Genomic DNA, 24,104 nt, shown 5'->3' with positions numbered 1-24,104 from the left:
GCCGCGCTTAGTTGGCGGCAGCCTTGTTGGCCGCTCGCTCTTTGGCGACCAGTTGGTCGGCCAGTTGCAGCGCTTGCTCGGCACCGCCGGCAGAACCGATATCAAAGCGATACTTGCCGTTGACGATCATGGTCGGAACACCCGTGATTTCGTATTTTTTCGCCAGCTCACGGGCTTTGTTGATCTGGCCCTGAATGGCGAAGGAATCGAACGTGGCCAGGAACTTTTCCTTGTCGACGCCCTGGGTGGCGAGGAAATCGGCCATGTCTTCTTTCTTGACCAGTTTCTTGCCTTCTTTCTGGATCGCGTTGAACACCGCGGCGTGAACCTGATGCTCGACGCCCATGGCTTCGAGTGTCAGGAACATCTGGCCGTGGGCATCCCATGGGCCGCCGAACATGGCCGGGATGCGTACGAAGTTTACGTCCGAAGGGAGTTTTTCGACCCAAGGGTTGATGACCGGCTCAAAAGCGTAGCAGTGCGGGCAGCCGTACCAGAACAGTTCCACCACTTCGATCTTGCCAGGCACCGCTACCGGAACCGGGTTGGTCAGTTCGACGTAAGGGGCCTTCGATTCCTCGGCGTTGGCTTGGGCGGCCATGCCGAACAGGCTGGCGGCGACGAGCGCGGCGCTGATGATCAGATTACGCATGCTTTACTCCTGGACAATGAGGTGGCCTCGCGAGGCGTGTTTTTCAGACAGACCGTGGCGGGTTCAAGTTCGCTAGTGTAACGGCAGCGGCCACAAAAAAGGGCGGCCAAAGCCACCCTTTTGATGCTCGCATCGACAGATTAATCGAGCGTTAACGTTGCAAGGGGTGTACCCCCTCGCAACGGCCTTAATGCAGGCCCTGGATGTAGCTGGACACTGCCGCGATATCTTCGTCGCTCAGTTTTTTCGCAATGCTCTGCATCGGCTTGGTGTCGCCGTCGTTGGCCCGGCCACCTTCTTCCTTGCGGAAGTCGGTCAATTGTTTGCCTACGTACTGGGCATGCTGGCCGCCCAAATGCGGGAAGCCGGCTGCGGCGTTGCCTTTACCGTCAGGGGAGTGGCAACCGGTGCACGCAGGAAGGCCCTTGCTCAAGTCACCCCCGCGGAACAGCGCTTCACCCCGTGCTACCAGTTTCGGATCGGCAGCACCGACGCTGCCCTTCTGGCTGGAGAAATAAGCCGCGATGTCCGCCAGGTCCTGGTCGCTCAGGTTGGTCAGCAGGCCGGTCATTTCCAGCACCGTGCGCTTGCCGGACTTGATGTCGTGCAGTTGCTTGTTCAGGTAACGCTCGCCCTGGCCCGCCAGTTTCGGAAAGTTGGGCGCCATGCTATTGCCATCCGGGCCGTGGCAGGCACCGCATACGGCCGCTTTCGCCTGACCAGCGGCGGCATCGCCAGCGGCGTGGGCTACGCCGGATATCCCCAAGGTCAACAGCAGACTCACGATCAGTTTGTTCATCAGCTAATCCAACTACGGCTAAGGGTTAAAGAGTTATGGACCGGGTTTACTCGCTCATCCACTGGATGATGGCTCGGTAATCCTCGGCACTGCAGTCCATGCACAAACCACGCGGCGGCATCGCCTTGAAACCCTGGGTCACGTGTTGCACCAGCGTCTCCATACCTTTCGCCAACCTTGGCGTCCAAGCTTCCTGATCGCCCTTGCGAGGCGCCGTAGGGAGTTGGCCGGAATGACAGGCACCACAAACACGGTTGTACACAGCTTCCGGATCCTGTGTAGCCTGAGCGCTGTAAAGCGGCATCAAGACACCGGCAGCTAGCAGCCATTTCGTCATAAAACGACCTTTTCAGGGTTGGGAACGAGCTGCGTTCTAATGCGCAATTTCGGTCGATCGCTCCCGTGAGCTTCATCCTACGCTGGGACAAAGCGCACACAAAATCTGCGGCATTATATACTGGCGTCACTGAAACGGAAACGACACAGCTTGCCGCGTCCCTTCCCGACGCCGCCCACATCGGAAATCCCATGCAACTGAAGAACCCCATCCTTGGCCTGTGCCAACAGTCCACCTTCATGCTCAGCGCCGCCAAAGTCGATCAATGCCCTGATGACGAAGGCTTCGAAGTGGCATTTGCCGGCCGTTCCAACGCCGGCAAATCCAGCGCGCTGAACACCCTGACCCATGCAAGCCTGGCGCGCACCTCGAAAACCCCGGGTCGCACACAGCTCTTGAACTTCTTCAAGCTAGACGAAGAACGCCGTTTGGTCGACCTGCCCGGTTACGGCTACGCGAAAGTACCGATCCCGCTCAAGCAGCACTGGCAGCGCCACTTGGAAGCCTACCTGGGCAGTCGCGAGAGTTTGAAGGGGCTTATCCTGATGATGGACATCCGTCATCCAATGACCGACTTCGACCTGCTGATGCTCGATTGGGCCGTCGCCAGCGGCATGCCGATGCACATTTTGCTGACCAAGGCGGACAAGCTCACCTACGGCGCGGCGAAAAATACCTTGCTCAAGGTGCAGTCGGAAATTCGCAAGGGCTGGGGCGACACGATCACCATCCAGCTGTTCTCGGCCCCCAAGCGCATGGGCCTGGAAGAGGCCTACACGGTACTGGCCGACTGGATGGAATTGGCGGACAAGGGCAGCGAAGCGGCCGAATAAGCCAAATCGCAGGCAAAAAAAACCCCGGACTTCTTATGGGGAGGGGGAAGTTCGGGGTCCAAGTTCCGGACCGCTAGGGCGGGGTCCAGATATCTGCCAACACTTAACACAACATAGGAGCATTGAAGGGCTTCACCAGCCATTCAAAATCTCTGAGTGCCAATTCACGGGTTTAGTTCAGATTAATTTGGAAATAACCCTAGGAATTTTCTGACCTAATGAGGCCGCCCCTGGCTTTACGGTGGTCATCCGTGGCGAGGGAGCTTGCTCCCGCTTGAGTGCGTAGCGCTCACAAAAGTTGGGCTGGCTGCGCCACCCAGCGGGAGCAAGCACCCTCGCCACGGGGCTTGCTCCAACTGCGACGCACTACGAATCAGTGCGCCTCATCCCAGTTGTCGCCCACGCCCACTTCCACCAGCAACGGCACGTCCAGCGTGGCGGCGGCACTCATGTGCTGACGGATTTCTGCGCTTACCTGATCGACCAGGTCTTCGCGTACTTCCAGCACCAATTCGTCGTGTACCTGCAAGATGACCTTGGCATCCAGCCCTGACGCTGTCAGCCAGCCATCCACAGCGACCATGGCTTTCTTGATGATATCGGCAGCCGTGCCTTGCATCGGCGCGTTGATGGCCGTGCGTTCGGCGCCTTTGCGCAGGGCCGGATTCTTCGCATTGATGTCTGGCAGGTACAGCCGACGGCCGAATATGGTTTCGACGAAACCCTGCTCCGCAGCCTGGGCACGGGTGCGCTCCATATACGCCAGCACGCCCGGGTAGCGGGCAAAATAGCGGTCGATGTAAGCCTGGGACTGCTTGCGGTCGACGCCGATCTGCTTGGCCAGGCCGAACGCGCTCATGCCGTAGATCAAGCCGAAGTTGATCGCCTTGGCGCTGCGGCGCTGGTCATTGCTGACGGCCTCCAGCTCGACGCCGAACACTTCCGCAGCCGTGGCCCGGTGTACGTCCAGGTCATTGCGGAAGGCGTGGAGCAGGCCTTCATCCTTGGCCAGGTGCGCCATGATCCGCAGCTCGATCTGCGAATAGTCCGCGGCCAGCAGTTTGTAGCCCTTGGGCGCGACAAACGCCTGACGAATCCGGCGACCTTCAGCGGTGCGGATCGGAATATTCTGCAGGTTCGGGTCGATGGAGGACAGTCGCCCGGTCGCGGCGACGGCCTGTTGATAATTGGTATGGACGCGGCCCGTGCGGCTGTTGATCTGCTCCGGCAGGCGGTCGGTGTAAGTGCTCTTGAGCTTGCTCAGCGAGCGGTACTGCATCAGCACCTTGGGCAGCGGGTAATCCTGCTCGGCGAGCTCGGCCAGCACCGCTTCGGCAGTCGACGCCTGGCCCTTGGCGGTCTTGCTGAGCACCGGCAAGCCGAGTTTTTCGTACAGGATCGCACCCAATTGCTTCGGCGAACCCAGGTTGAATTCCTCCCCGGCGATGGCAAACGCCTCACGCTCCAATGCCACCAACTTCTCGCCCAACTCGACACTCTGAACGCCCAGCAACCTGGCATCGACCAGCGCCCCCTGGCGCTCGATACGCGCCAGGACGGGCATGAGCGGCATTTCAATTTCGTTGAGTACCTTGCCCAGGCTCGGCGTGGCGGCCAGCTTCTCTTGCAAGGCCTGGTGCAGGCGCAAGGTCACATCGGCGTCTTCAGCGGCGTAAGGGCCGGCCAGTTCGAGGGAGATCTGGTCAAAAGTCAGCTGTTTAACGCCTTTGCCGGCGATATCCTGAATGTCTGTCTTGCTTTTGCCCAAGTATTTGAGCGCGAGGCTGTCCATGTCGTGGCGAGTCGCCGTGGAGTCCAGCACGTAGGACTCAAGCATGGTGTCGAATGCGATGCCTTGAACCAGAATTCCATTGGCCTGATCGCCACCGATGGCGCAGTTGGCCAGGATGTTGGTTTCAAACTTGGCGTGCTGACCGACCTTGAGCTTGTCCGGGTTTTCCAGCAAAGGCTTGAGGGCCTTGAGCACGGTGTCGCGGTCCAGTTGCTCAGGCACGCCCATGTAGGAATGAGTCAATGGAATGTAGGCCGCTTCAAACGGGGCAACAGCGAACGACAAGCCCACCAGTTGCGAATGTTGGGCGTCGCCACCGTTGGTTTCGGTGACGAAGGCAAACAGTGATGCTTTTTCCAGCTTGGCCAGCCAGGCATCGAAACGCGCTTGGTCGAGAATGACCTCATACTGGGCCTCGGGAGCGCCAGGCTGTTGCTCGCTGACTTCGACGATTTCCTGGCCGGCACGCTTGGCATCGCGTTGGTTTTCTTCGAACCAGCTCTTGAACTCCAGCAGGGTGTACAGCTCGGCGAGTTTCTCGTGGTCCGGCTCGCCCATTTTCAGGTCGTCGAGGCCGATGTCCAACGGCACATCGGTCTTGATCGTCGCCAACTCATAGGAAAGCAGTGCCATTTCCTTATGCTCTTCCAGCTTGGCGGCCAGGGTCTTGGCCCCTCGGATCGGCAGGGTGGCGACGATGTCCAGTTGCGCGTACAGCTCGGTCAGGCCGCCATTGACGCCCACCAACAGGCCGGAAGCGGTCTTCGGTCCGATGCCTGGAACGCCTGGGATGTTGTCGGACGAATCGCCCATCAGCGCCAGGTAATCGATGATCTGCTCTGGAGCGACGCCAAACTTCTCCTTCACGCCAGCCACATCCAGCGCGCTTCCGGTCATGGTATTGACCAAGGTAATGTGCCCATCGACCAACTGCGCCATGTCCTTGTCACCGGTGGAGATCACCACCGGGCGATCCGCCGCCGCGCTGCTGCGGGCCAAAGTGCCGATTACATCGTCGGCCTCGACGTTGTCCACGCACAACAGCGGGAAGCCCAGGGCCTTGACGCTGGCGTGCAGCGGTTCGATCTGCACACGCATGTCGTCGGGCATGCTCGGGCGGTTGGCCTTGTATTCGGCGTACAGCGCATCGCGAAACGTCCCACCCTTGGCGTCGAATACGACGGCGAACGGGCTCTCCGGGTACTGCTTGCGCAGGCTCTTGAGCATGTTCAACACGCCCTTGACCGCACCGGTCGGCAGGCCTTTGGAGGTGGTCAAGGGAGGCAGCGCGTGAAAGGCGCGGTACAGATAAGAAGAACCGTCCACCAGGACGAGGGGGGCTTGGCTCATGAGCAGGATCAACCTTTTCGGCGGGTCCGGGGCTAGAATAGCGGGACCGTTGACGACAAAGGGACAAGGTTATCATGCGTACACTAAATCGCCTGTTACTGGCTGGCTTGTTTGCATTCACCCCGTTGGCCGTCATGGCAGCGGACGACGCACCCTCGGCGGACCCGGATGTCACCATCCGCACCGAGGGCGATAAAACCATTCAGGAGTATCGGCAAAACGGTTTCTTGTACGCGATCAAGGTCACGCCCAAGAACGGCAAGCCTTATTTCCTGGTGCGTGCCGACGGCAGCGATGCAAACTTCATCCGTTCGGATCAGCCGGATATGCTGATTCCGTCATGGAAAATCTTTGAGTGGTAATGCCGCTCGCGACTTCAACCGGCGCCCGCTGAAGGGCGCCCGTACTGGCAGTTTTAACCATGTCTGTGTTCACGCCCCTGGCTCGGCCCGAGCTGGAAACCTTTCTCGCCCCTTACGGGCTTGGCCGTCTGCTTGATTTCCAGGGGATCGCCGCCGGCAGCGAAAACACCAATTTTTTTATCAGCCTGGAGCGGGGCGAGTTCGTCCTGACCCTGGTCGAGCGTGGCCCGGTGCAGGAAATGCCGTTCTTCATCGAACTGCTGGACGTGCTGCATGACGCCGACCTGCCGGTGCCTTACGCCTTGCGCACCACTGACGGCGTCGCGCTGCGCGAACTGGCGGGTAAGCCGGCGCTGCTGCAGCCGCGCCTGGCGGGCAAGCACATCAAGCAGGCCAACGCGCAACATTGCGCCCAGGTCGGGGAGTTGCTGGCGCATCTGCACCTGGCGACCAAAGACAACATGATCAAGCGCAAGACCGATCGTGGCCTGGACTGGATGCAGGAGGAGGGCGCGAAGCTGCTGTCGCACCTCGATGCCGAGCCGCGTCAGTTGCTGACGGCTGCGCTGGATGAAATTTCATCGCAGAAGACCGGCATCCTGGCGCTGCCCCGGGCCAACATCCACGCGGACCTGTTCCGTGACAATGCGATGTTCGAAGGCACCCACCTGACCGGGCTGATCGATTTCTACAATGCCTGCTCCGGACCGATGCTGTATGACGTTGCCATCGCCTTGAACGATTGGTGTTCGGATGACGACGGAGTGCTCGATGGCGCGCGGGCACGGGCGTTGCTGGGGGCTTATGCGGCGCTGCGACCGTTCACCGCCGCCGAGGCGCAGCTGTGGCCGACCATGCTGCGCGTGGCGTGCGTGCGGTTTTGGTTGTCGCGGTTGATCGCCGCCGAATCGTTTGCCGGGCAGGATGTGTTGATTCACGACCCGATGGAATTCCAGCAGCGGTTGGCGCAGCGGCAGAAGGTTCACTCTTTGTTGCCTTTTGCCCTATAACCAGGCGCGAAGCTGGATGCTCGTGTGGCGAGGAAGCTTGCTCCCGCTGGGTTGCGCAGCAGCCCCAAGATTTTGCGGTCGCTGCGCAACCGAGCGGGAGCAAGCTCCCTCGCCACATAGGATCTAGTTTCGGCAGGAGAGAGCGGTGCTGGGGTTACAGCGACTCCAAACACCCCGCCAAATCATTCCCCAACTTCTCCAACAACTGCTCATACCCTTGCGCTGTCGCCGGGGTATAGCCACCCAGCGCATCCAGTTCCGCCAGCTTCACCGGCAACCCGGCCACCAGGGTTTCGGCCAGGCGCGGACGCAAGGGCGGTTCGCTGAAGACGCAGGTCTTGCCCACCTCCTGCAAACGCGCGCGCATGGCGGCCACGTGCTGGGCACCGGGCTGGACTTCGGCAGCCACGGCGAACACCCCAGCGTGCTTGAGGCCGTAGTTGTCCTCGAAATAATCGAACGCTTCGTGGAAGACGAAATACGGCTTGCCCGCGATTGCGGCCAGACGCGTCTTGAGGCGTATATCCAAGGCATCGAGACGCTGGTTGAAGCCTTGGAGGTTGCTTTGATAGCGGGCAGCGTTGGCCGGATCGGCCGCGCTCAGGTCGGCCGCCATTTTCGCGGCGATTACCCTGGCATTGATCGGCGAAAGCCACAGGTGGGCGTCGATGCTGCCGGGGCGGTGGTCGTGATCATGCTCGTCGCCGTCATGGTCATCCTCGGCATGGGATTGGCTGTCCTGGGCGAAATGACGCAACTTGAGCCCCGGCAGATCCTGTATGGCAACGGAAGGTTGCGTACGACCATTGAGCACGCGCGGCAGGAAGCTTTCCATGTCCGGCCCGATCCAGTAGAGCAGATCCACCGATTGCACTTTGCGCACGTCCGATGGCCGCAACGCATAGTGATGCGGTGAAGCGCCGGGCGGCAGCAGCACTTCGGGAACGGCCACGCCGTCCTGCACCGCAGCGGCTATGAGCTGCAGTGGCTTGATGCTGGTGAGCACCCTGACTTCGGCCTGAGCCGTGCCGATCAGCAGAAAAGTGGCGGAAAAAGCGACAAGGAGCGAAAAAAATCGGGACACGATGACCACTCGAAGAGGCGAGAACGGGTAACATAATAACGTCTCTCACTGAACACGTCGCTGCCCATGCCTATTACACCCCTTGCCAGTCGCCCCCACGACCACTCTCACTGCGTGCACACCGCACTGTCCGAGGCCGATGCCATCTGCGCGCGCCAAGGGTTGCGCCTGACCGCCTTGCGTCGCCGCGTGCTCGAGCTGGTCTGGCAAAGCCACAAGCCGCTGGGCGCCTACGACATCCTGGCCGTACTCAGTGAGCAGGATGGCCGCCGCGCCGCGCCGCCGACGGTTTATCGAGCGTTGGACTTCCTCTTGGAAAATGGCCTGGTGCACCGCATCTCGTCGCTGAACGCCTTCGTCGGCTGCAACCATCCGGAACATGCCCACCAAGGCCAGTTCCTGATTTGCCGCGTTTGCCACGCTGCCATTGAGCTGGAGCAGAAATCCATCAGCGATGCCATCATCGCCAGCGCCAAGGACGTGGGTTTCATGGTCGACACCCAGACCGTCGAAGTGGTCGGCCTGTGCTCCGGCTGCCAGGGGGCCTGATGAGCAATGCGTTGATCCGCCTCGAACAGGTGGCCGTGACCTTCGCCGGGCAGAGCGTGCTGGATAACATCCAGTTGAGCGTCGAGCCGGGACAGATCGTTACGCTGATCGGCCCTAACGGCGCAGGCAAGACCACCCTGGTGCGCGCCGTGCTGGGGTTGCTCAAGCCGGACAGCGGCAGTGTCTGGCGCAAACCGAAGCTGCGGATCGGTTACATGCCGCAAAAGCTCCATGTCGACCCGACACTGCCGCTATCGGTGTTGCGTTTCCTGCGCCTGGTGCCGGGCGTGGACCGCGCACGAGCCCTGGCGGCACTCAACGAAGTTGGCGCCGAACAGGTGATCGACAGCCCGGTACAAACTGTTTCCGGTGGCGAAATGCAGCGCGTCCTGCTGGCCCGCGCCTTGTTGCGCGAGCCGGAGCTGCTGGTGCTCGACGAGCCGGTGCAAGGCGTCGACGTAGCTGGCCAGGCCGAGCTGTACAGCCTGATCACGCGCCTGCGTGACCGTCACGGCTGCGGCGTGCTGATGGTGTCCCATGACCTTCATCTGGTGATGAGCACCACCGACCAGGTGGTGTGCCTGAACCGCCACGTTTGCTGCTCCGGGCATCCCGAGCAGGTCAGCGGTGATCCCGCATTCGTCGAGCTGTTCGGAAAGAACGCACAAAGCCTGGCGATTTATCACCACCACCATGACCACGCCCATGACCTGCATGGCTCGGTGGTCAGCGACTCGTCTGTTTCTACCCATGTTCATGGAGATGGCTGCAAGCATGGCTGACTTTCTGTTGTACGCCCTGCTTGCAGGCCTGGCCCTTGCACTGGTGGCCGGGCCCCTGGGTTCGTTCGTGGTCTGGCGGCGCATGGCCTATTTCGGCGACACCTTGTCCCACGCGGCCTTGCTCGGCGTGGCCTTGGGGTTTCTGTTGGATGTCAGCCCGGCGGTGGCGGTGACCGTTGGCTGCCTGTTGCTGGCGGTGGTGCTGGTGACCTTGCAACAGCGCCAGCCGCTGGCGTCCGACACGCTGCTGGGCATTCTGGCGCCGAGCACGCTGTCCCTCGGCCTGGTGGTGCTCAGTTTCATGCATGACGTTCGCATCGACCTGATGGCTTACCTGTTTGGTGACCTGCTGGCGATCAGCCCGACGGACCTGTCCTGGATCCTCGGCGGCAGCGCGGCGGTATTGCTGTTGCTGGTGGCGCTCTGGCGGCCCTTGCTGGCCGTCACCGTGCACGAAGAGCTGGCCCGCGTCGAAGGCCTGCCGGTGACAGGGTTGCGCCTGGCACTGATGCTGTTGATTGCGGTGGTCATCGCCGTGGCGATGAAAATCGTCGGTGTGTTGCTGATTACGTCGCTGCTGATCATTCCCGCCGCTGCGGCACAGCGTCACGCCCGCTCGCCGGAGCAAATGGCCCTGGGCGCAAGCCTGCTGGGCATGCTTGCGGTGTGTGGCGGCCTGGCACTTTCGTGGTTCAAGGACACTCCGGCCGGCCCGTCTATCGTGGTCAGCGCCGCTGGGCTGTTTCTGTTGAGTTTTGTCCTGCCTCGTCGAGGGGTGTAGACTTGCTCGCTTTTTGCGCAAATAGAGAGTCGCAGGAATGAAGCCGTTCGCCTCCCGTTATCTGCTCCTTGTCGCATTTTCCGTGCTACTGGGTGCTTGCCAGAGTTCTCCGCCGGTCACCCAGGCCCCCGATACACGGGGCCCGGCCATCGCGCAGCTGGAACAGAGCCTGGCCGGCAATGAGCTGGCCACTGCCGAAGATCAGTTGGCAGCCTTGCAAGCCCAGTCGCCCGAAGACCGGTCGCTGGAACCCTATCAGCGACAACTCGCCGAGGCGTACTTGCGCCGCAGCCAGATCGACCTGCAAAAAGGCGATGTCAACGCCGCTGCGACCGCCCTGAGCCGTGCCCGAGCCCTGATGCCCAAAGCGCCGGCGCTCACCGGCGAAGTCAACAGCGCGATTGCCGAAGCCCGCAAGGCCGACCTGGATAAAGCCGAAGCCGACCTCAAGGCTGCCGAAGCCAAACCGGTCGCCAAAGTGATTGACCCGAGTGCTGAAAGCACGACGATTGCACTCAATATCGCCGATATTCAGCAAATGCGCCGCCAACTGGATGCGATTGCCGCTGATGTTGTTGCGTACCACTGCGACGTGAGTATTCAGGCCCCACGCACCGATGATTATCCATGGTTGGCCAATTTGCTGACCAAACGGGTCAAAAAGCTCGACTCGGAGTTTGATCTGAAGCTGCGTAAACAGATCCTGCGTAGCGTGCCGGCGCAAATGGTACTGACACCGCGTAAGCCTTGACCGCATCTCGAGCAAGCTCGCTTCCACATTGGATTTTGTATTGATCACAACAGAGCGATCGACACAAACCCTGTGGGAGCGAGCTTGCTCGCGATAGCGTCCTACAAGCAGCGACTTGTTTCAGACAAACATCACGCCGGAATCGCCTTCGCCTTAGGCTCCCGCGCCCACACCCGATGCTGGGCAATCGCGCCGAAGAACGTCTGGAACTTGCCAGCGTCCGCGTCAGGAATCAGCCCCGCATCCGCCTCCAGTTTCAACAACACCAACAATTGCCGCGCTTCGCCATTTAGCGCGATGGCCTTCAGATGCTTGTAGGCTTCCAATAGGTAATGCAACGCCACACCGTCGCTGCTCAAGGTTTTGATGGATTCCACGCCGCCCGGCACGAACACCGCATCAAAGGCAATCGACGGCAGCCCTTCCATGGACGCGTCCACCTTCAGCGTCTTGCCATCAGCGGTGGTCACCGGCGCCGAAGTGGGCCCCAGTACCTTGGCGTGGGCGCCCTCAGCGTTCAGGGCTTTCTTGAGCGCATCGATGATCGCTCCATCGACACCGTCAGCCACCAACACCGCGACTTTGCGCGTCTTGATATCGCCGGACAGCAGGTTTGCCTGGCTCAAGGCCGGGGATTGCTCCAGCGAAGGTGTCGGCACATCGACGGTGCCTGCGGTGGGTGCTGGTAGCCCAAGGTTCTTCGCGACCCGCGCTGCCAGTTCCAGGTCGATGTTGGCGAGAATCTCGTTGACCTGCCGCGCCCTGATGAACTCACGTTCGACCTTGCCCAGTTCGAAACTGTAGGCCGCAATGATGTGCTCCTGCTCGTGGGGGCTCATGCTCTTGTAGAACAGCCGCGCCTGGGAGAAGTGATCGCCGAACGAATCGCTGCGCTGACGGACCTTGTAGGCGTCGATGCGCTCCGGATAGCTTTCAAAGCCTCCGTCCTGCGGGCCTGGGGGCGTTTCCTTCGGCCAGCCGCCGTCGATGGAGTTCGGCTCGTAGGAAGTGCGTCCTTTGTCGATGGTGGTGCGGTGCATGGCATCGCGCTGGCCGTTGTGCACCGGCGTAATCGCACGGTTGATCGGCAACTCATGAAAATTCGGCCCACCGAGTCGGCTAATTTGCGTATCGGTGTAGGAAAACAGCCGGCCTTGCAGCAACGGGTCGTTGGAGAAGTCGATGCCCGGCACGATGTGTCCGGGACAGAACGCAACCTGTTCGACCTCGGCGAAGAAATTGTCCGGGTTGCGGTTCAGCACCATCTTGCCCAACGGGGTGATGGGAACGAGTTCTTCCGGAATGATCTTGGTCGGGTCGAGCAGGTCGAAGTCGAACGTGTGCTCATCGTCCTCGGCGACGATTTGTACGCCGAATTCCCATTCCGGGTAATCGCCCATCTCGATCGACTCCCACAGATCGCGACGGTGGTAGTCCGTATCTTTACCGGCCAGTTTCTGGGCTTCGTCCCACACCAATGAACAAGTGCCGACCTTGGGCCGCCAATGGAATTTGACGAAGCTGCTTTTGCCTTCGGCGTTGATCATGCGAAAGGTATGTACACCAAAGCCCTGCATGGCCCGTAGGCTTTTAGGAATGGCCCGGTCGGACATCGCCCAAATCACCATGTGGGCCGATTCCGGCACCAATGAGACGAAATCCCAAAAGGTGTCGTGAGCCGAGCCGCCGGTGGGGATTTCATTGTGCGGTTCAGGTTTTACCGCATGGACGAAGTCGGGGAATTTCACCGCATCCTGGATGAAAAACACCGGCATGTTGTTGCCCACCAGATCGAAGTTGCCCTCGTCAGTGAAAAACTTCACTGCAAAGCCACGCACGTCCCGCACGGTGTCGCCGGAACCCCGCGGCCCCTGCACCGTGGAAAATCGCACAAAGACCGGTGTTTTTTTGCTCGGATCCTGTAGGAAACCGGCTTTGGTCAATGCCGAATGCGTGTCATAGCTTTGAAAATAACCATGGGCACCGGTGCCCCGCGCGTGAACGATGCGCTCCGGGATGCGTTCATGGTCAAAATGCGTGATTTTTTCACGCATGATGAAATCTTCCAGCAGCGACGGCCCACGGGCACCGGCGCGGAGGGTGTTCTGGTTATCGGCGATTTTCACGCCCTGATTGGTGCGTAACGCCTGTTCGGTGGCGTCAGAGCGAAACTGCTCCAGGCTCTCGAGCTTGGCGTTGGTGTTGCTGCGATCCAGGGTGTCGGTCCCGGCCAGTTGGCTTTTGTTGGCCGTAGGCTTGTTGATACTCATCAGGCGTAACTCCTTTCTGCGTTCCTCGCCTTGGCCAGGAATTTTGAGTTCGGTGCCGCAGGTGCGTTACCTGGACATTTGGAGTGGCTTAATGAGTGACCCATGCCGTTTCGCTGTGTTCCTTTTTTATGCCCTTTGATCGCCTTATTGCCAAATGACTGGTTAAGTCGCAAATAAATGCTAAGAACCTCTATACGGACAGGCTAAAATGCGCGCCCGGCTAACCGCTGACCCTTTTCCAACGCGCCCCACAAGGTTCGCTACGTGATCGAGTTTCAAAACGTCCATAAAACCTACCGGGTCGCCGGTAAGGATATCCCCGCCCTGCATCCGACCAGTCTGACGATTGAGAACGGCCAGGTTTTCGGCCTCATCGGCCATTCCGGTGCGGGAAAAAGTACCCTGCTGCGCCTGATCAATCGCCTGGAAGATTCCAGCGGCGGCAAGATCACTGTCGACGGTGAAGAAGTCACCGCCCTGGACGCAGGCGGCTTGCGGCGCTTCCGCCAACAAGTCGGGATGATTTTCCAGCACTTCAACCTGCTGGCGTCCAAGACCGTGGCCGACAACGTGGCGCTGCCGCTGACGCTGGCGGGCGAATTATCCCGCAGCGAAATCGACCGCCGCGTCGCCGAGTTGCTGGCCCGCGTGGGTTTGTCCGATCACGCCAGAAAATACCCGGCGCAACTCTCAGGCGGCCAAAAGCAGCGCGTCGGCATCGCCCGCGCCCTGGCGACCAAGCCCAAGATTTTGCTGTGTGACGAAGCCACCAGCGCCCTCGACCCGCAGACCACCGCATCGGTGCTGCAACTGCTGGCCGAGATCAACCGCGAGCTGAAGCTGACTATCGTACTGATCACCCATGAGATGGACGTGATTCGCCGGGTCTGTGATCAAGTGGCCGTGATGGATGCCGGCGTGATCGTCGAACAGGGGCCGGTGGCTCAGGTGTTCCTGCACCCCAAGCACCCCACCACCAAGCGTTTTGTCCAGGAAGACGAGCAGATCGACGAAAGCGAACAGCGCGACGATTTTGCTCACGTCCCGGGGCGCATCGTGCGTCTGACATTCCAGGGCGAAGCGACCTACGCGCCATTGCTCGGAACCATCGCCCGGGAAACCGGCGTGGACTACAGCATTTTGGCCGGTCGTATCGACCGCATCAAAGACACCCCCTACGGGCAACTGACCCTCGCCATCACCGGCGGTGACATGGACGCGGCATTTGCCCGCTTCACCGCGGCCGATGTCCACATGGAGGTGCTGCGCTAATGGAATTTTTTGCAAACATCGACTGGCTGGAAATCTGGCTCGCCACCGGCGACACCTTCCTGATGCTCTTTGGTTCGCTGTTGTTCACCGTGTTGCTCGGCCTGCCGCTGGGCGTATTGCTGTTTTTGTGCAGCCCGCGCCAATTGCTCGAGGCTCGCGGCGTCTATGCGCTGTTGTCGCTGGTCGTGAACATCCTGCGCTCGCTGCCGTTCATCATCCTGTTGATCGTGATGATCCCGTTCACGGTATTGATTACCGGCACCTCGTTGGGCGTGGCCGGCGCGATTCCTCCGCTGGTGGTCGGCGCGACGCCGTTCTTCGCCCGCCTGGTGGAAACCGCCTTGCGCGAAGTCGATCGCGGCATCATCGAAGCGACCCAGGCCATGGGCGCAACGACCCGCCAGATCATCGTCAACGCCTTGCTGCCGGAGGCCCGTCCGGGCATTTTCGCGGCGATTACGGTGACAGCGATTACGCTGGTGTCCTACACGGCCATGGCCGGTGTGGTCGGTGCTGGTGGGTTGGGCGACCTGGCGATCCGTTTCGGTTACCAGCGTTTCCAGACCGATGTGATGGTCGTCACCGTGGTATTGCTGCTGGTGCTGGTCCAAGTCCTGCAGACCGTGGGCGATAAATTGGTTGTGCATTTCTCTAGAAAATAAGGCCTCGCGCCAATAAACCATGAGCCAGCCATTCGCTGGCAGGCGCCGAGAGCGGGCGCCTCACAAGGAGTTAGCTGAATGAAGAAATTACTGGTTGCCTTTGCTGCCGCTGCAGCTTTTTCCGCCCACGCCGCCGACACCCTGACCGTCGCGGCCACGCCGGTGCCGCACGCGGAAATCCTCGAATTCGTCAAGCCAGCGCTGGCCAAGGAAGGCGTGGACTTGAAGGTCAAGGTCTTCACCGACTACGTACAGCCAAACGTACAAGTCGCCGAAAAACGCTTGGACGCCAACTTCTTCCAGCACCAGCCGTACCTGGATGAATTCAACAAGGCCAAGGGCACGCACCTGGTCAGCGTGACCGGCGTGCACCTGGAACCCTTGGGCGCGTATTCCAGCAAATACAAGAAACTGGAAGAGTTGCCAGGCGGCGCCAACGTGGTGATCCCGAACGACGCCACCAACGGCGGCCGTGCGCTGCTGCTGCTGGCAAAAGCCGGGCTGATCAAGCTGAAGGACTCGAACAACATCCTGTCCACCACCAAGGACATCACTGAGAATTCCAAGGATCTGAAATTCCGTGAATTGGAAGCCGCGACCATTCCACGCGTGCTGACTCAGGTTGATCTGGCGCTGATCAACACCAACTACGCGTTGGAGGCGAAGCTTGATCCATCCAAGGATGCGCTGGTGATCGAAGGCAGCGACTCGCCTTACGTGAACATCCTGGTTTCCCGAGAGGACGACAAGGACAGCGAAGCGATGAAGAAGCTGGTGGCTGCGTTGCACAGCCCGGAAGTGAAGGCTTTTATTCTTGAGAAGTACAAAGGCGCGGTGTTGCCGGCGTTTTGATCTGATCAGGTAGTGAAAAAACGGGGCTGCGTGGGAATGCAGGCCCGTTTTTTTTGCGTGGAATGTCGAGGGCCGAATGAACCATCGGATCTGCTTCATTGTTCTATAACCCGCATGATAGATTCCCCGCCGCGACCTCTAATCAATAGAGGGCATTCAGGGAGAGAAGTGAGTGATCAAGTCTTTGTTGGTTGGGGCATTGCTGGCAATGGCGTCAGCATCGGCATCTGCGATGAGTTGCGATAACCCTCGGAACGCCTACGACAGAACCTATTGCGCGTCGCTGAAAATGGTTCAGTCGGATCAGGACATCAATGATCAGTACAAGAAGACGATGAGTGCTCTGAACCCGGATCAGAAGAAAAAGGTGAAAGCCGCTCAAATCCAGTGGATCAAGATTCGTGACAACGCCTGTTCCAACGATGGCCTGCTCTACCTGGACTGCGCCAACGAGAAGACCGAGGCGCGTATCGTCATACTCAAAGCAGTGGAGCGCGAGTGCCGTGCTTCCGGTTGCGACGACGCCAAGCTGTCGCAAGTCGAGTAACCGGTAAACAATGAGCACGTGGGGCTTGCTCTCGCTCATTCAACATTGCGCTCCGTCCCTTTCTGCCGAGGGCAGCTGACCTTTATCGCTAAGAAGAAGCGATAGGCAAGCGAAAGTCGCACCCACGAAAAACCCGACGTAAAGCGTCGGGTTTTTCTTTGGCGGGTTCACCCGCTATCGGGGGGGCTGCTTCGCGGCCCAGCGGGAGCAAACTTCTTCGCCGCCGCGTTTGGCTTAACTGGGATATCGGGCGTAATTCGGTTGTTTGCGTTGGTGGCAGGGTGCCACAATCGCTGCTTTAGTCGCATCACGATCAGGTGGATCACATGGATGGCCCAGGATCTCGCAATGGCCAGGATTTTTTCATAGCCCGGCAAGTGCGAACTGACCGATTGCAGCAGCTCTTTGGCCAATCCGTTTCGGCAGTTTTTGGTAGCTACCTCGCTGCCATCATGCTGAGTTGGCTGTGCTGGGATCGTTTTGAACACAACGTTATTGTCTGGTGGCTGGCCATACTGACCGGGTCGACGCTGCTGCGCATCTCTATGTTCGTGGCCTATTTGCGCTGCGACCAGAGTGAGCGCACGCCTCAACGCTGGGAGCGCAAATATTGGGTCACGCTCGTGTTGTCCGCCGGTATCTGGGGAGGCGGCGCGCTGGCGCTCATGCCAGCGGACGATCTTCTGTCCCAAGCTTTGGTCATGCTTTTTACTGTCGGAATGTCCGTCAGCGCGGTGTCTTGCTACTCCGCCTACCGTGACATGACACTCGCCTCCATTGGCCTGGTTCTGTTGCCAAGTACCGTCTGGCTGCTGTTCCAACCGTCCCCGATCCAAGTCGGCATGGCCCTCTCGATTCTGGTGTTCACGGCATTTGCTGCCCGTGCCACCCATAAAATGGCCGAGGCACTGGAAACCGCTTTTCGACTCACCCGTGAAATGGAACAGGCGAACAGCATTTCAACCCGCGCCGCACAAACCGATGAACTGACCGGCCTGAAGAGTCGACGCGCTTTTTTTGAACATGCCCAGCTGCTTTACGACCAGTGCAAAACCAATCGGCTAGGGTTATGCGCGGTCATGTTGGACATGGATCACTTCAAGCACATCAACGACACCTACGGCCATCAGGTCGGGGATAAGGTCTTGCGCCAAATGGGCGTGGTCATCAGTTCGTCCTTCAGGGCAACGGACATTCACGGCCGCCTAGGTGGGGAAGAATTCGCCATCCTGCTTCCGGACACGTCCATTGAAGTCGCTATCAGGATTGGAGAAGAGCTTATCCAGACGATTGCCGAGCTGATGATCGAGCCGGTCCACCGTATAACCGCCAGCCTGGGCGTGGCGTCCACGGAGGCTGGGCATAAGGATCTGCATGGTTTGATGAATAATGCGGACAAGGCGCTGTATCGGGCAAAGGCGTTGGGGCGCAATCAGGTGGCGGTTGCTTCGTAGGGTTGGTTTGCGTTTGAAAATGATCATCCGTGGCGGGGAGTTTTGGTCCTGAGCCGCAACCTGGTTTGCCCTTTTGATTTTCCTTTCTGAATGCCTGCGATTGCGCTGGCCCTGCTGATATTTCGGCATCTTCTCTCTCCGCCCTACACCTCGCAGCACGCCCAGGCTGGCACAGCTGCGTCGTTAAAAAATACTTCCCCTTAAAAATCAGCCGGTTAAGTGGTCGAGGCGAGATTTTTAGAAAATATCTCTTGCGCGTTAAATATTATGGCGCTAACTTTAACGCCACTGGTTAGCGCACAAACATTTAGCGCGAACCAAGCCAGAATCTAATCAGACCATTACGCAGGAAGGAAAAACCATGAACGTTCTCTATACCGCAGTCGCAACCTCCACCGGTGGCCGTGATGGCCGTGCTGTTTCCAGCGACAAGATTCTCGACGTGAAACTGGCGACTCCAAAAGCCCTGGGCGGCGCCGGCGGTGAAGCCACCAACCCCGAGCAACTGTTTGCCGCTGGCTACTCGGCTTGCTTCATCGGCGCGTTGAAATTCGTCGCCAGCCAAAGCAAACGCAGCATTCCTGCCGATGCCTCGATCACGGCACACGTCGGCATCGGCCAGATCCCTGGCGGTTTCGGTCTGGACATCGACCTGCACATCAGCCTGCCAGGTCTGGATCAAGCCGATGCTCAAGCGCTGGTCGACGCGGCTCACCAGGTCTGCCCGTACTCCAACGCAACACGCGGCAACGTCGACGTCCGTTTGCACGTCACCGTCTAACTCAATGTATCTAACCCATTAAAAGGATCAGGACATGAACACTTTCGGCAAAGTACTCGCTGGCTCGCTTCTGGCACTGTCGCTCGGCAATGCGTTCGCAACTTCGTTTGTTCACCCTACGGTCGCTGAAGGGGGCTCGGATCGGTTGATTGAAAAACGTGTGGCCGAGGGCGGTTCGGATCGGTTGATCGAGAACCGTGTGGCCGAAGGTGGTTCGGATCGTCTGCAAAGCAACAAGGTGGCCTGAACAAATCCCTTCATCGCTGAAAGCCCGATCGGATAAGCCAAATGCCCCTAGAAGAAAAACGCCGCTTCTCTCTTATGAGGAAGCGGCTTTTTTTTGCGTAGCGTGGCTGATTGATGCAGTCGGACTGAATGGCTGCTAAGCGATGCTATCGACCACCCCACCATCAACGCGAAGCGCCGCTCCCGTAGTGGCCGAGGCCTGCTCCGAGCTGACATAAACGATCATGTTGGCAACCTCCTCGACACGCGCCGCGCGCTGGATGATCGAGGTGCTACGGTGCTGATTGACGAAATCCGCCGCCACCTTCTCCAGGCTTTCCCCGCTACGCTCCACGTCGGCCTGAAGCATTTGGGCAACCCCTTCGGAAAGCGTCGGCCCAGGCAGCACCGAGTTCACCGTCACACCCGTGCCAGCGAGGCGCTTGGCCAAGCCGCGAGCGATTGAAAGCTGGGCGGTTTTGCTGAAGCCGTAGTGGATCATGTCGGCGGGAATGTTCAGGCCAGACTCCGACGAAACAAACACAATCCGCCCCCAACCACGCTCCGCCATGCCCAGCGCATAAGCCCTGGAAATACGCACACCCGACATCACGTTGGTTTCGAAAAAGCGCTGCCATTCGCTGTCCGGTGTTTCGAAAAAGTCTTCCTGCTTGAAAATGCCCAGGTTGTTAATGACGACATCGAAGCTTGGGTACTTGGCGACCAATGCCTGGCAGCCGGACTCATTGCTGAGATCGCCAACAAAGCCTTCGGCCCTTGAGGCAAGGTCGCCCAAGCGCTGCAACGCGTCGTGCACGCTGCTCTCGCTGCGACCATTGATGACCACTTGAGCGCCGGATTCGAGAAAGCCTTTGGCCGTGGCAAAACCGATACCGCTGGTGGAGCCGGTGACTAAGACGTGACGGCCGGTGAAGTCGATTTTCATGGGAGGGTCTCCTTGATCAATGGACTAGGGGGCTGTGCGATATTTTTGGCTGGGTGGAAGTTGGACGGGGTTCCAGATGGGTATCCACCCAGCGTCTGCGATATCGCAGGGACTTAATCATGGACGCGATATTGGATTTGCGCCTGTTTGAGGGGCATTTCTGCGATGAGCAGGCTGGAAGGCTACGCCGCCGAGCGGGAGCAAGCTCCCTCGCCACGAAAAACAGACGGTGCTGGCCCGATCACCCTCGCAAGAACGCTTGGTGCAACGCTTCCAACGTTTGAAAGTGATACGCCGGCGCTTCGGCGTTCAGCTCTTCATAACTCCCGAACCCATACCCCACCGCCGCCGCATCCAGCCCATTGCTACGGGCGCCAATCAAGTCGTGCTTGCGGTCGCCAATCATCAGGGTACTGGCCGGGTCGAGCCCTTCTTCAGCCATTAAATGTGCAATCAACTCGACTTTGTTGGTGCGTGTGCCGTCCAGTTCGCTGCCATAGATCACCTTGAAGTGCCGGGCGAAGTCGAAGTGGCGGGCGATTTCCCGGGCGAAAACCCAGGGTTTGGAGGTGGCGATGTACAGCTGTCGTCCTTGGCCGCCGAGGGTTTCCAGCAGTGGCGTCACGCCGTCGAACACTCGGTTTTCGTACAGTCCGGTGACCTTGAAGCGTTCCCGGTAGAAATTCACCGCCTCCCAGGCCTTGGCTTCGTCGAAGGCGTAGAACTGCATGAAGGCCTGCAACAACGGCGGGCCGATGAAATGTTCGAGGCGGGTGAGGTCGGGCTCGTCGATGCCCAGTTTGCTCAAGGCGAACTGGATCGAACGTGTGATGCCCTCGCGCGGGTCGGTGAGGGTGCCGTCGAGGTCGAAGAGTATGGTTTGGTGATGCATGGCAATTCCTGGGAATATCACTGGATTGTAAGTGCTTCGCACTCAAGCGGGAGCAAGCTCCCTCGCCACGATGAATTAGAGGTGGCAGGCAAACCCCTCAGGCCTGGTCGTAGCCTTCGGCCAAGTGCAGATCCTTGAGCTTCACGTAATTGGCCGCGCTGTAGGTGAAAAACGCGCGTTCCTTGTCGGTCAGCGGCCGGGCTTGTTTCACTGGGCTGCCGACGTATAAAAAGCCGCTCTCCAGGCGTTTGCCCGGCGGTACGAGGCTGCCGGCGCCGATGATGACGTCGTCTTCCACCACCGCGCCGTCCATGACGATGCTGCCCATGCCGATCAGGATCCGACTGCCCACGGAGCAGCCATGGAGCATGACTTTGTGGGCGATGGTCACGTCATCGCCGATCAGCAACGCAAAGCCGTCGGGGTTGAAAGGCCCGGAGTGGGTGATGTGCAACACGCAGCCGTCCTGCACGCTGGTACGGGCGCCGATACGGATGCGGTGCATGTCGCCGCGAATGACCGTCAGCGGCCAGACAGAGCTGTCTTCGCCGATTTCAACGTCGCCGATCACCACTGCGGTGCTGTCGACAAAAGCGCCACGGGCAAGCCGTGGGCTGTGATTCTGGTACGTGCGAAGGGTCACGATAGGCTCTCTCTTTGTTACTGATAGGTGCTGCTAGCTGCGGTGAACGTCGATTGTAATTAAGATGGTCCCATGTTTCTTCCAGCCAAGGTGTCAACCGTGAGCGTGAACAACCCTCTTTTGCAACCCTATGACCTGCCGCCGTTCTCGGCGATCCGTGCCGAGCACGTGCAACCGGCCATCGAGCAGATCCTGGCTGACAACCGTGCCGCCATCGCTGAAATCCTCAAGACCCAGGGCAGCCAGCCTACCTGGGCCGGCCTGGTGCTGGCGATGGACGAACTCAACGATCGCCTGGGCGCCGCCTGGAGCCCGGTGAGCCACCTGAACGCCGTGCGCAACAGCCCGGAACTGCGCGAGGCCTACGAGGCCTGCCTGCCGGCACTGAGTGCCTATTCCACCGAACTGGGCCAGAACCGCGAATTGTTCCAAGCCTTCGAAGCGCTGGCAAACAGCCCCGAAGCTGCCGGTTTCGACGTGGCGCAGAAAACCATCCTCGAGCATTCCCTGCGTGACTTCCGCCTGTCGGGCATCGACCTGCCGCCCGAGCAGCAGAAGCGCTACGCCGAAGTGCAGAGCAAACTGTCCGAGCTGGGCAGCCGCTTCTCCAATCAGCTGCTGGACTCGACCCAGGCCTGGACCAAGCACGTCACCGACGAAGCGGCCCTGGCCGGCCTGACTGACTCGGCCAAGGCGCAAATGGCCGCCGCCGCCCAGGCCAAGGAGCTGGACGGCTGGCTGATCAACCTGGAGTTCCCCAGCTATTACGCGGTGATGACCTACGCTGAAGACCGCGCCCTGCGTGAAGAAGTCTACGCCGCCTACTGCACTCGCGCGTCGGACCAGGGCCCGAATGCCGGGCAGAACGACAACGGCCCGGTGATGGAGCAGATCCTTGACCTGCGCCAGGAACTGGCCCAACTGCTGGGCTTCGCCAACTTCGCCGAATTGAGCCTGGCGACCAAAATGGCTGAATCCAGCGATCAGGTGCTCAGTTTCCTGCGTGACCTGGCCAAGCGCAGCAAGCCGTTCGCGGCCCTGGACCTGGAACAGCTGAAGGCCTTTGCCGCCGAACAGGGCTGCCCCGACCTGCAAAGCTGGGACAGTGGTTTCTACGGTGAAAAACTCCGTCAGCAGCGTTACAGCGTGGCCCAGGAAGCCCTGCGCGCCTACTTCCCGATCGACAAGGTATTGAGCGGTCTGTTCGCCATCGTGCAGCGCCTCTACGGCATCGAGATTGCCGAACAGAAGGGCTTCGACAGCTGGCATCCCGACGTGCGCCTGTTCGAGATCAAGGAGAACGGCCAGCACGTCGGCCGCTTCTTCTTCGACCTCTATGCCCGCGCCAACAAGCGCGGCGGTGCGTGGATGGACGGCGCTCGCGACCGTCGTCGCACGGCCGATGGCGTCCTGCAAAGCCCGGTGGCAAACCTGGTGTGCAACTTCACCCCGGCCGACAGCGGCAAGCCTGCGCTGCTGACCCACGATGAAGTCACCACCCTGTTCCATGAGTTCGGCCATGGCCTGCACCACCTGTTGACCCGCATCGACCATGCCGGCGTGTCCGGCATCAATGGTGTGGCGTGGGACGCCGTGGAGCTGCCAAGCCAATTCATGGAGAACTGGTGCTGGGAGCCCGAAGGCCTGGCGCTGATTTCCGGCCATTATGAAACCGGCGAACCGCTGCCCCAGGACCTGCTGGAAAAAATGCTCGCGGCGAAGAATTTCCAGTCCGGCCTGATGATGGTCCGCCAGCTGGAATTCTCGCTGTTCGACTTCGAGCTGCACGCCACCCACGGCGACGGTCGCAGCGTGGCGCAAGTGCTCGAAGGCATACGCGACGAGGTCTCGGTCATGCGTCCGCCAGCCTACAACCGCTTCCCCAACAGTTTTGCCCACATCTTCGCCGGCGGTTATGCGGCGGGCTACTACAGCTACAAGTGGGCTGAAGTGCTGTCGGCGGACGCGTTCTCCAAGTTCGAAGAGGACGGCGTGCTCAACGCCGACACCGGTCGGGCCTTCCGTGAGGCGATCCTGGCCCGTGGCGGTTCGCAGGAACCGATGGTGCTGTTCGTCGACTTCCGTGGCCGTGAGCCGTCGATTGACGCACTCTTGCGCCATAGCGGCCTGACCGAGGACGCGGCAGCATGAGTGAGGGGCCTGTGATTACCAAACGACGCTTCATCGCCGGGGCGGTCTGCCCGGCGTGCAGTGAGCCGGACAAGTTGATGATGTGGAACGAAGACGGCGTGCCGCACCGCGAATGCGTGGCCTGCGGCTACAGCGACACGCTCAACGAACAAGGCCTGTCGGTGCCCAAGGAGTTGGGCACCCGCGTTAACACGTCGGCGCTTAAAGTGCCGGACGCCAAGGTGCAGGCGGTACAGTTTTTCCCCAACCCCAAGTTGAAGAAAAAACCCGACTGAAACCTGCGGCATCATCTTCCGGGCCGCCCGGCCCGGAAGCGATACATATATA

Annotated in this window: 24 protein-coding genes and 1 pseudogene; 16 read left to right on the top strand and 9 right to left on the bottom strand. The window is 59.9% G+C overall.

Annotation, left to right across the window (positions count from 1 at the left end; translation table 11 throughout):
- Nucleotides 1-7 precede the first annotated feature (7 nt).
- The 3 genes from AD663_RS00315 to AD663_RS00305 form a co-directional block, all read right to left on the bottom strand.
- The gene (locus AD663_RS00315; RefSeq protein ID WP_003177143.1) at nt 8-652 is read right to left on the bottom strand and encodes a thiol:disulfide interchange protein DsbA/DsbL; all 645 of its coding nucleotides are present in this window, start codon (nt 650-652) and stop codon (nt 8-10) included.
- A gap of 187 nt (nt 653-839) precedes the next feature.
- Nucleotides 840-1,451 carry a cytochrome c gene (locus AD663_RS00310; RefSeq protein ID WP_003177142.1) on the bottom strand — a complete coding sequence of 204 codons (612 nt, stop codon included), beginning with the start codon at nt 1,449-1,451 and terminating at the stop codon, nt 840-842.
- Between the two features lie 46 nt (nt 1,452-1,497).
- Nucleotides 1,498-1,788 carry a cytochrome c5 family protein gene (locus AD663_RS00305; protein ID WP_003177141.1) on the bottom strand — a complete coding sequence of 97 codons (291 nt, stop codon included), beginning with the start codon at nt 1,786-1,788 and terminating at the stop codon, nt 1,498-1,500.
- A gap of 191 nt (nt 1,789-1,979) precedes the next feature.
- On the opposite strand from AD663_RS00305, the gene yihA reads away from it, so the two are divergent.
- Nucleotides 1,980-2,621, top strand: coding sequence for a ribosome biogenesis GTP-binding protein YihA/YsxC (gene yihA, locus AD663_RS00300; protein ID WP_003177140.1), 642 nt, complete (start codon nt 1,980-1,982; stop codon nt 2,619-2,621).
- Nucleotides 2,622-2,994: 373 nt separating this feature from the next.
- Here yihA and polA read toward each other — a convergent pair whose 3' ends face one another.
- Entirely contained in the window at nt 2,995-5,763 is a 2,769-nt protein-coding gene (polA, locus tag AD663_RS00295; RefSeq protein WP_053213069.1) for a DNA polymerase I, read from the bottom strand.
- A 74-nt stretch (nt 5,764-5,837) separates the two neighbouring features.
- Between polA and AD663_RS00290 the strand changes: the two genes are divergently transcribed.
- Complete coding sequence (locus tag AD663_RS00290) at nt 5,838-6,125, top strand: DUF2782 domain-containing protein (protein WP_053213068.1); 288 nt, start codon at nt 5,838-5,840, stop codon at nt 6,123-6,125.
- A 59-nt stretch (nt 6,126-6,184) separates the two neighbouring features.
- Nucleotides 6,185-7,135, top strand: a complete 951-nt coding sequence (locus AD663_RS00285; protein ID WP_003177137.1) for a homoserine kinase — start codon at nt 6,185-6,187, stop codon at nt 7,133-7,135.
- Nucleotides 7,136-7,289: 154 nt separating this feature from the next.
- Here the strand turns inward: AD663_RS00285 and znuA are convergent, their stop codons facing one another.
- Entirely contained in the window at nt 7,290-8,219 is a 930-nt protein-coding gene (gene znuA / locus AD663_RS00280; protein WP_053213067.1) for a zinc ABC transporter substrate-binding protein ZnuA, read from the bottom strand.
- Nucleotides 8,220-8,285: 66 nt separating this feature from the next.
- Here znuA and zur point away from each other — a divergent pair, with 66 nt between their 5' ends.
- The 4 genes from zur to AD663_RS00260 are packed head-to-tail and all read left to right on the top strand — an operon-like array spanning nt 8,286 to nt 11,082.
- A complete protein-coding gene (zur, locus tag AD663_RS00275; protein WP_003177135.1) occupies nt 8,286-8,768 on the top strand; it encodes a zinc uptake transcriptional repressor Zur in 483 nt (160 codons plus the stop codon).
- Nucleotides 8,768-9,550 carry a zinc ABC transporter ATP-binding protein ZnuC gene (znuC, locus tag AD663_RS00270; RefSeq protein ID WP_003177134.1) on the top strand — a complete coding sequence of 261 codons (783 nt, stop codon included), beginning with the start codon at nt 8,768-8,770 and terminating at the stop codon, nt 9,548-9,550. Before zur ends, znuC begins: the two co-directional genes overlap by 1 nt.
- Nucleotides 9,543-10,331: a zinc ABC transporter permease subunit ZnuB gene (gene znuB, locus AD663_RS00265; RefSeq protein WP_003177133.1), complete on the top strand. Its 789-nt coding sequence runs from the start codon at nt 9,543-9,545 to the stop codon at nt 10,329-10,331. The genes znuC and znuB overlap by 8 nt, the downstream gene beginning before the upstream one ends.
- A 37-nt stretch (nt 10,332-10,368) precedes the next feature.
- Entirely contained in the window at nt 10,369-11,082 is a 714-nt protein-coding gene (locus AD663_RS00260; protein WP_053213066.1) for a PA5502 family lipoprotein, read from the top strand.
- A gap of 131 nt (nt 11,083-11,213) precedes the next feature.
- Here AD663_RS00260 and katE read toward each other — a convergent pair whose 3' ends face one another.
- Nucleotides 11,214-13,352 carry a catalase HPII gene (gene katE / locus AD663_RS00255; RefSeq protein WP_053213065.1) on the bottom strand — a complete coding sequence of 713 codons (2,139 nt, stop codon included), beginning with the start codon at nt 13,350-13,352 and terminating at the stop codon, nt 11,214-11,216.
- Between the two features lie 264 nt (nt 13,353-13,616).
- Here katE and AD663_RS00250 point away from each other — a divergent pair, with 264 nt between their 5' ends.
- The 7 genes and pseudogenes from AD663_RS00250 to AD663_RS00220 form a co-directional block, all read left to right on the top strand.
- On the top strand, nt 13,617-14,624 hold the full coding sequence (locus AD663_RS00250; RefSeq protein ID WP_053213064.1) for a methionine ABC transporter ATP-binding protein: 1,008 nt from the start codon (nt 13,617-13,619) through the stop codon (nt 14,622-14,624).
- Complete coding sequence (locus AD663_RS00245) at nt 14,624-15,286, top strand: methionine ABC transporter permease (RefSeq protein WP_003177129.1); 663 nt, start codon at nt 14,624-14,626, stop codon at nt 15,284-15,286. Before AD663_RS00250 ends, AD663_RS00245 begins: the two co-directional genes overlap by 1 nt.
- A 78-nt stretch (nt 15,287-15,364) precedes the next feature.
- Nucleotides 15,365-16,138 (top strand): MetQ/NlpA family ABC transporter substrate-binding protein, encoded by a 774-nt coding sequence (locus AD663_RS00240; RefSeq protein WP_003177128.1) that lies wholly within the window; start codon nt 15,365-15,367, stop codon nt 16,136-16,138.
- A gap of 172 nt (nt 16,139-16,310) precedes the next feature.
- A complete protein-coding gene (locus AD663_RS00235) occupies nt 16,311-16,685 on the top strand; it encodes a lysozyme inhibitor LprI family protein (protein WP_003177127.1) in 375 nt (124 codons plus the stop codon).
- Between the two features lie 326 nt (nt 16,686-17,011).
- Nucleotides 17,012-18,139, top strand: a complete 1,128-nt coding sequence (locus AD663_RS00230) for a diguanylate cyclase (protein ID WP_053213063.1) — start codon at nt 17,012-17,014, stop codon at nt 18,137-18,139.
- A gap of 361 nt (nt 18,140-18,500) precedes the next feature.
- Nucleotides 18,501-18,920 carry an organic hydroperoxide resistance protein gene (locus tag AD663_RS00225; RefSeq protein WP_030139009.1) on the top strand — a complete coding sequence of 140 codons (420 nt, stop codon included), beginning with the start codon at nt 18,501-18,503 and terminating at the stop codon, nt 18,918-18,920.
- A 34-nt stretch (nt 18,921-18,954) separates the two neighbouring features.
- Nucleotides 18,955-19,164: pseudogene (locus AD663_RS00220) on the top strand (hypothetical protein); the annotation flags it as partial.
- A gap of 138 nt (nt 19,165-19,302) precedes the next feature.
- Here AD663_RS00220 and AD663_RS00215 read toward each other — a convergent pair.
- From AD663_RS00215 to AD663_RS00205, 3 genes are all read right to left on the bottom strand, one after another.
- On the bottom strand, nt 19,303-20,091 hold the full coding sequence (locus AD663_RS00215) for an SDR family NAD(P)-dependent oxidoreductase (protein WP_053213061.1): 789 nt from the start codon (nt 20,089-20,091) through the stop codon (nt 19,303-19,305).
- 241 nt (nt 20,092-20,332) lie between these two features.
- Complete coding sequence (locus tag AD663_RS00210; protein WP_003177121.1) at nt 20,333-20,983, bottom strand: HAD family hydrolase; 651 nt, start codon at nt 20,981-20,983, stop codon at nt 20,333-20,335.
- Between the two features lie 97 nt (nt 20,984-21,080).
- Complete coding sequence (locus AD663_RS00205) at nt 21,081-21,626, bottom strand: gamma carbonic anhydrase family protein (RefSeq protein ID WP_053213060.1); 546 nt, start codon at nt 21,624-21,626, stop codon at nt 21,081-21,083.
- Nucleotides 21,627-21,725: 99 nt separating this feature from the next.
- Between AD663_RS00205 and prlC the strand changes: the two genes are divergently transcribed.
- Entirely contained in the window at nt 21,726-23,777 is a 2,052-nt protein-coding gene (gene prlC, locus AD663_RS00200) for an oligopeptidase A (RefSeq protein WP_003177119.1), read from the top strand.
- Nucleotides 23,774-24,052: a YheV family putative zinc ribbon protein gene (locus AD663_RS00195; protein ID WP_003177118.1), complete on the top strand. Its 279-nt coding sequence runs from the start codon at nt 23,774-23,776 to the stop codon at nt 24,050-24,052. The genes prlC and AD663_RS00195 overlap by 4 nt, the downstream gene beginning before the upstream one ends.
- Nucleotides 24,053-24,104: the final 52 nt, after the last annotated feature.

Origin of the sequence: Pseudomonas sp. Q12-87 (assembly GCF_001269755.1) — a bacterium.
Taxonomy (GTDB): Bacteria; Pseudomonadota; Gammaproteobacteria; order Pseudomonadales; family Pseudomonadaceae; genus Aquipseudomonas; species Aquipseudomonas fluorescens_S.
The sequence above is the reverse complement of the archived record's forward strand: the minus strand, read 5'-3'. Positions and strand labels throughout refer to the sequence as shown.

What these genes read in the sequence shown, in the direction of transcription:
- zur (WP_003177135.1), top strand. Translation starts at nt 8,286, where the DNA reads ATGCCTATTACACCCCTTGCCAGTCGCCCCCACGACCACTCTCACTGC.
- AD663_RS00195 (WP_003177118.1), top strand. Translation starts at nt 23,774, where the DNA reads ATGAGTGAGGGGCCTGTGATTACCAAACGACGCTTCATCGCCGGGGCG.
- AD663_RS00230 (WP_053213063.1), top strand. Translation starts at nt 17,012, where the DNA reads ATGGATGGCCCAGGATCTCGCAATGGCCAGGATTTTTTCATAGCCCGG.
- yihA (WP_003177140.1), top strand. Translation starts at nt 1,980, where the DNA reads ATGCAACTGAAGAACCCCATCCTTGGCCTGTGCCAACAGTCCACCTTC.
- AD663_RS00210 (WP_003177121.1), bottom strand. Translation starts at nt 20,983, where the DNA reads ATGCATCACCAAACCATACTCTTCGACCTCGACGGCACCCTCACCGAC.
- AD663_RS00290 (WP_053213068.1), top strand. Translation starts at nt 5,838, where the DNA reads ATGCGTACACTAAATCGCCTGTTACTGGCTGGCTTGTTTGCATTCACC.
- AD663_RS00305 (WP_003177141.1), bottom strand. Translation starts at nt 1,788, where the DNA reads ATGACGAAATGGCTGCTAGCTGCCGGTGTCTTGATGCCGCTTTACAGC.
- AD663_RS00310 (WP_003177142.1), bottom strand. Translation starts at nt 1,451, where the DNA reads ATGAACAAACTGATCGTGAGTCTGCTGTTGACCTTGGGGATATCCGGC.
- katE (WP_053213065.1), bottom strand. Translation starts at nt 13,352, where the DNA reads ATGAGTATCAACAAGCCTACGGCCAACAAAAGCCAACTGGCCGGGACC.
- AD663_RS00285 (WP_003177137.1), top strand. Translation starts at nt 6,185, where the DNA reads ATGTCTGTGTTCACGCCCCTGGCTCGGCCCGAGCTGGAAACCTTTCTC.
- AD663_RS00315 (WP_003177143.1), bottom strand. Translation starts at nt 652, where the DNA reads ATGCGTAATCTGATCATCAGCGCCGCGCTCGTCGCCGCCAGCCTGTTC.
- znuB (WP_003177133.1), top strand. Translation starts at nt 9,543, where the DNA reads ATGGCTGACTTTCTGTTGTACGCCCTGCTTGCAGGCCTGGCCCTTGCA.
- AD663_RS00215 (WP_053213061.1), bottom strand. Translation starts at nt 20,091, where the DNA reads ATGAAAATCGACTTCACCGGCCGTCACGTCTTAGTCACCGGCTCCACC.
- polA (WP_053213069.1), bottom strand. Translation starts at nt 5,763, where the DNA reads ATGAGCCAAGCCCCCCTCGTCCTGGTGGACGGTTCTTCTTATCTGTAC.
- AD663_RS00240 (WP_003177128.1), top strand. Translation starts at nt 15,365, where the DNA reads ATGAAGAAATTACTGGTTGCCTTTGCTGCCGCTGCAGCTTTTTCCGCC.
- AD663_RS00225 (WP_030139009.1), top strand. Translation starts at nt 18,501, where the DNA reads ATGAACGTTCTCTATACCGCAGTCGCAACCTCCACCGGTGGCCGTGAT.
- AD663_RS00245 (WP_003177129.1), top strand. Translation starts at nt 14,624, where the DNA reads ATGGAATTTTTTGCAAACATCGACTGGCTGGAAATCTGGCTCGCCACC.
- AD663_RS00260 (WP_053213066.1), top strand. Translation starts at nt 10,369, where the DNA reads ATGAAGCCGTTCGCCTCCCGTTATCTGCTCCTTGTCGCATTTTCCGTG.
- znuC (WP_003177134.1), top strand. Translation starts at nt 8,768, where the DNA reads ATGAGCAATGCGTTGATCCGCCTCGAACAGGTGGCCGTGACCTTCGCC.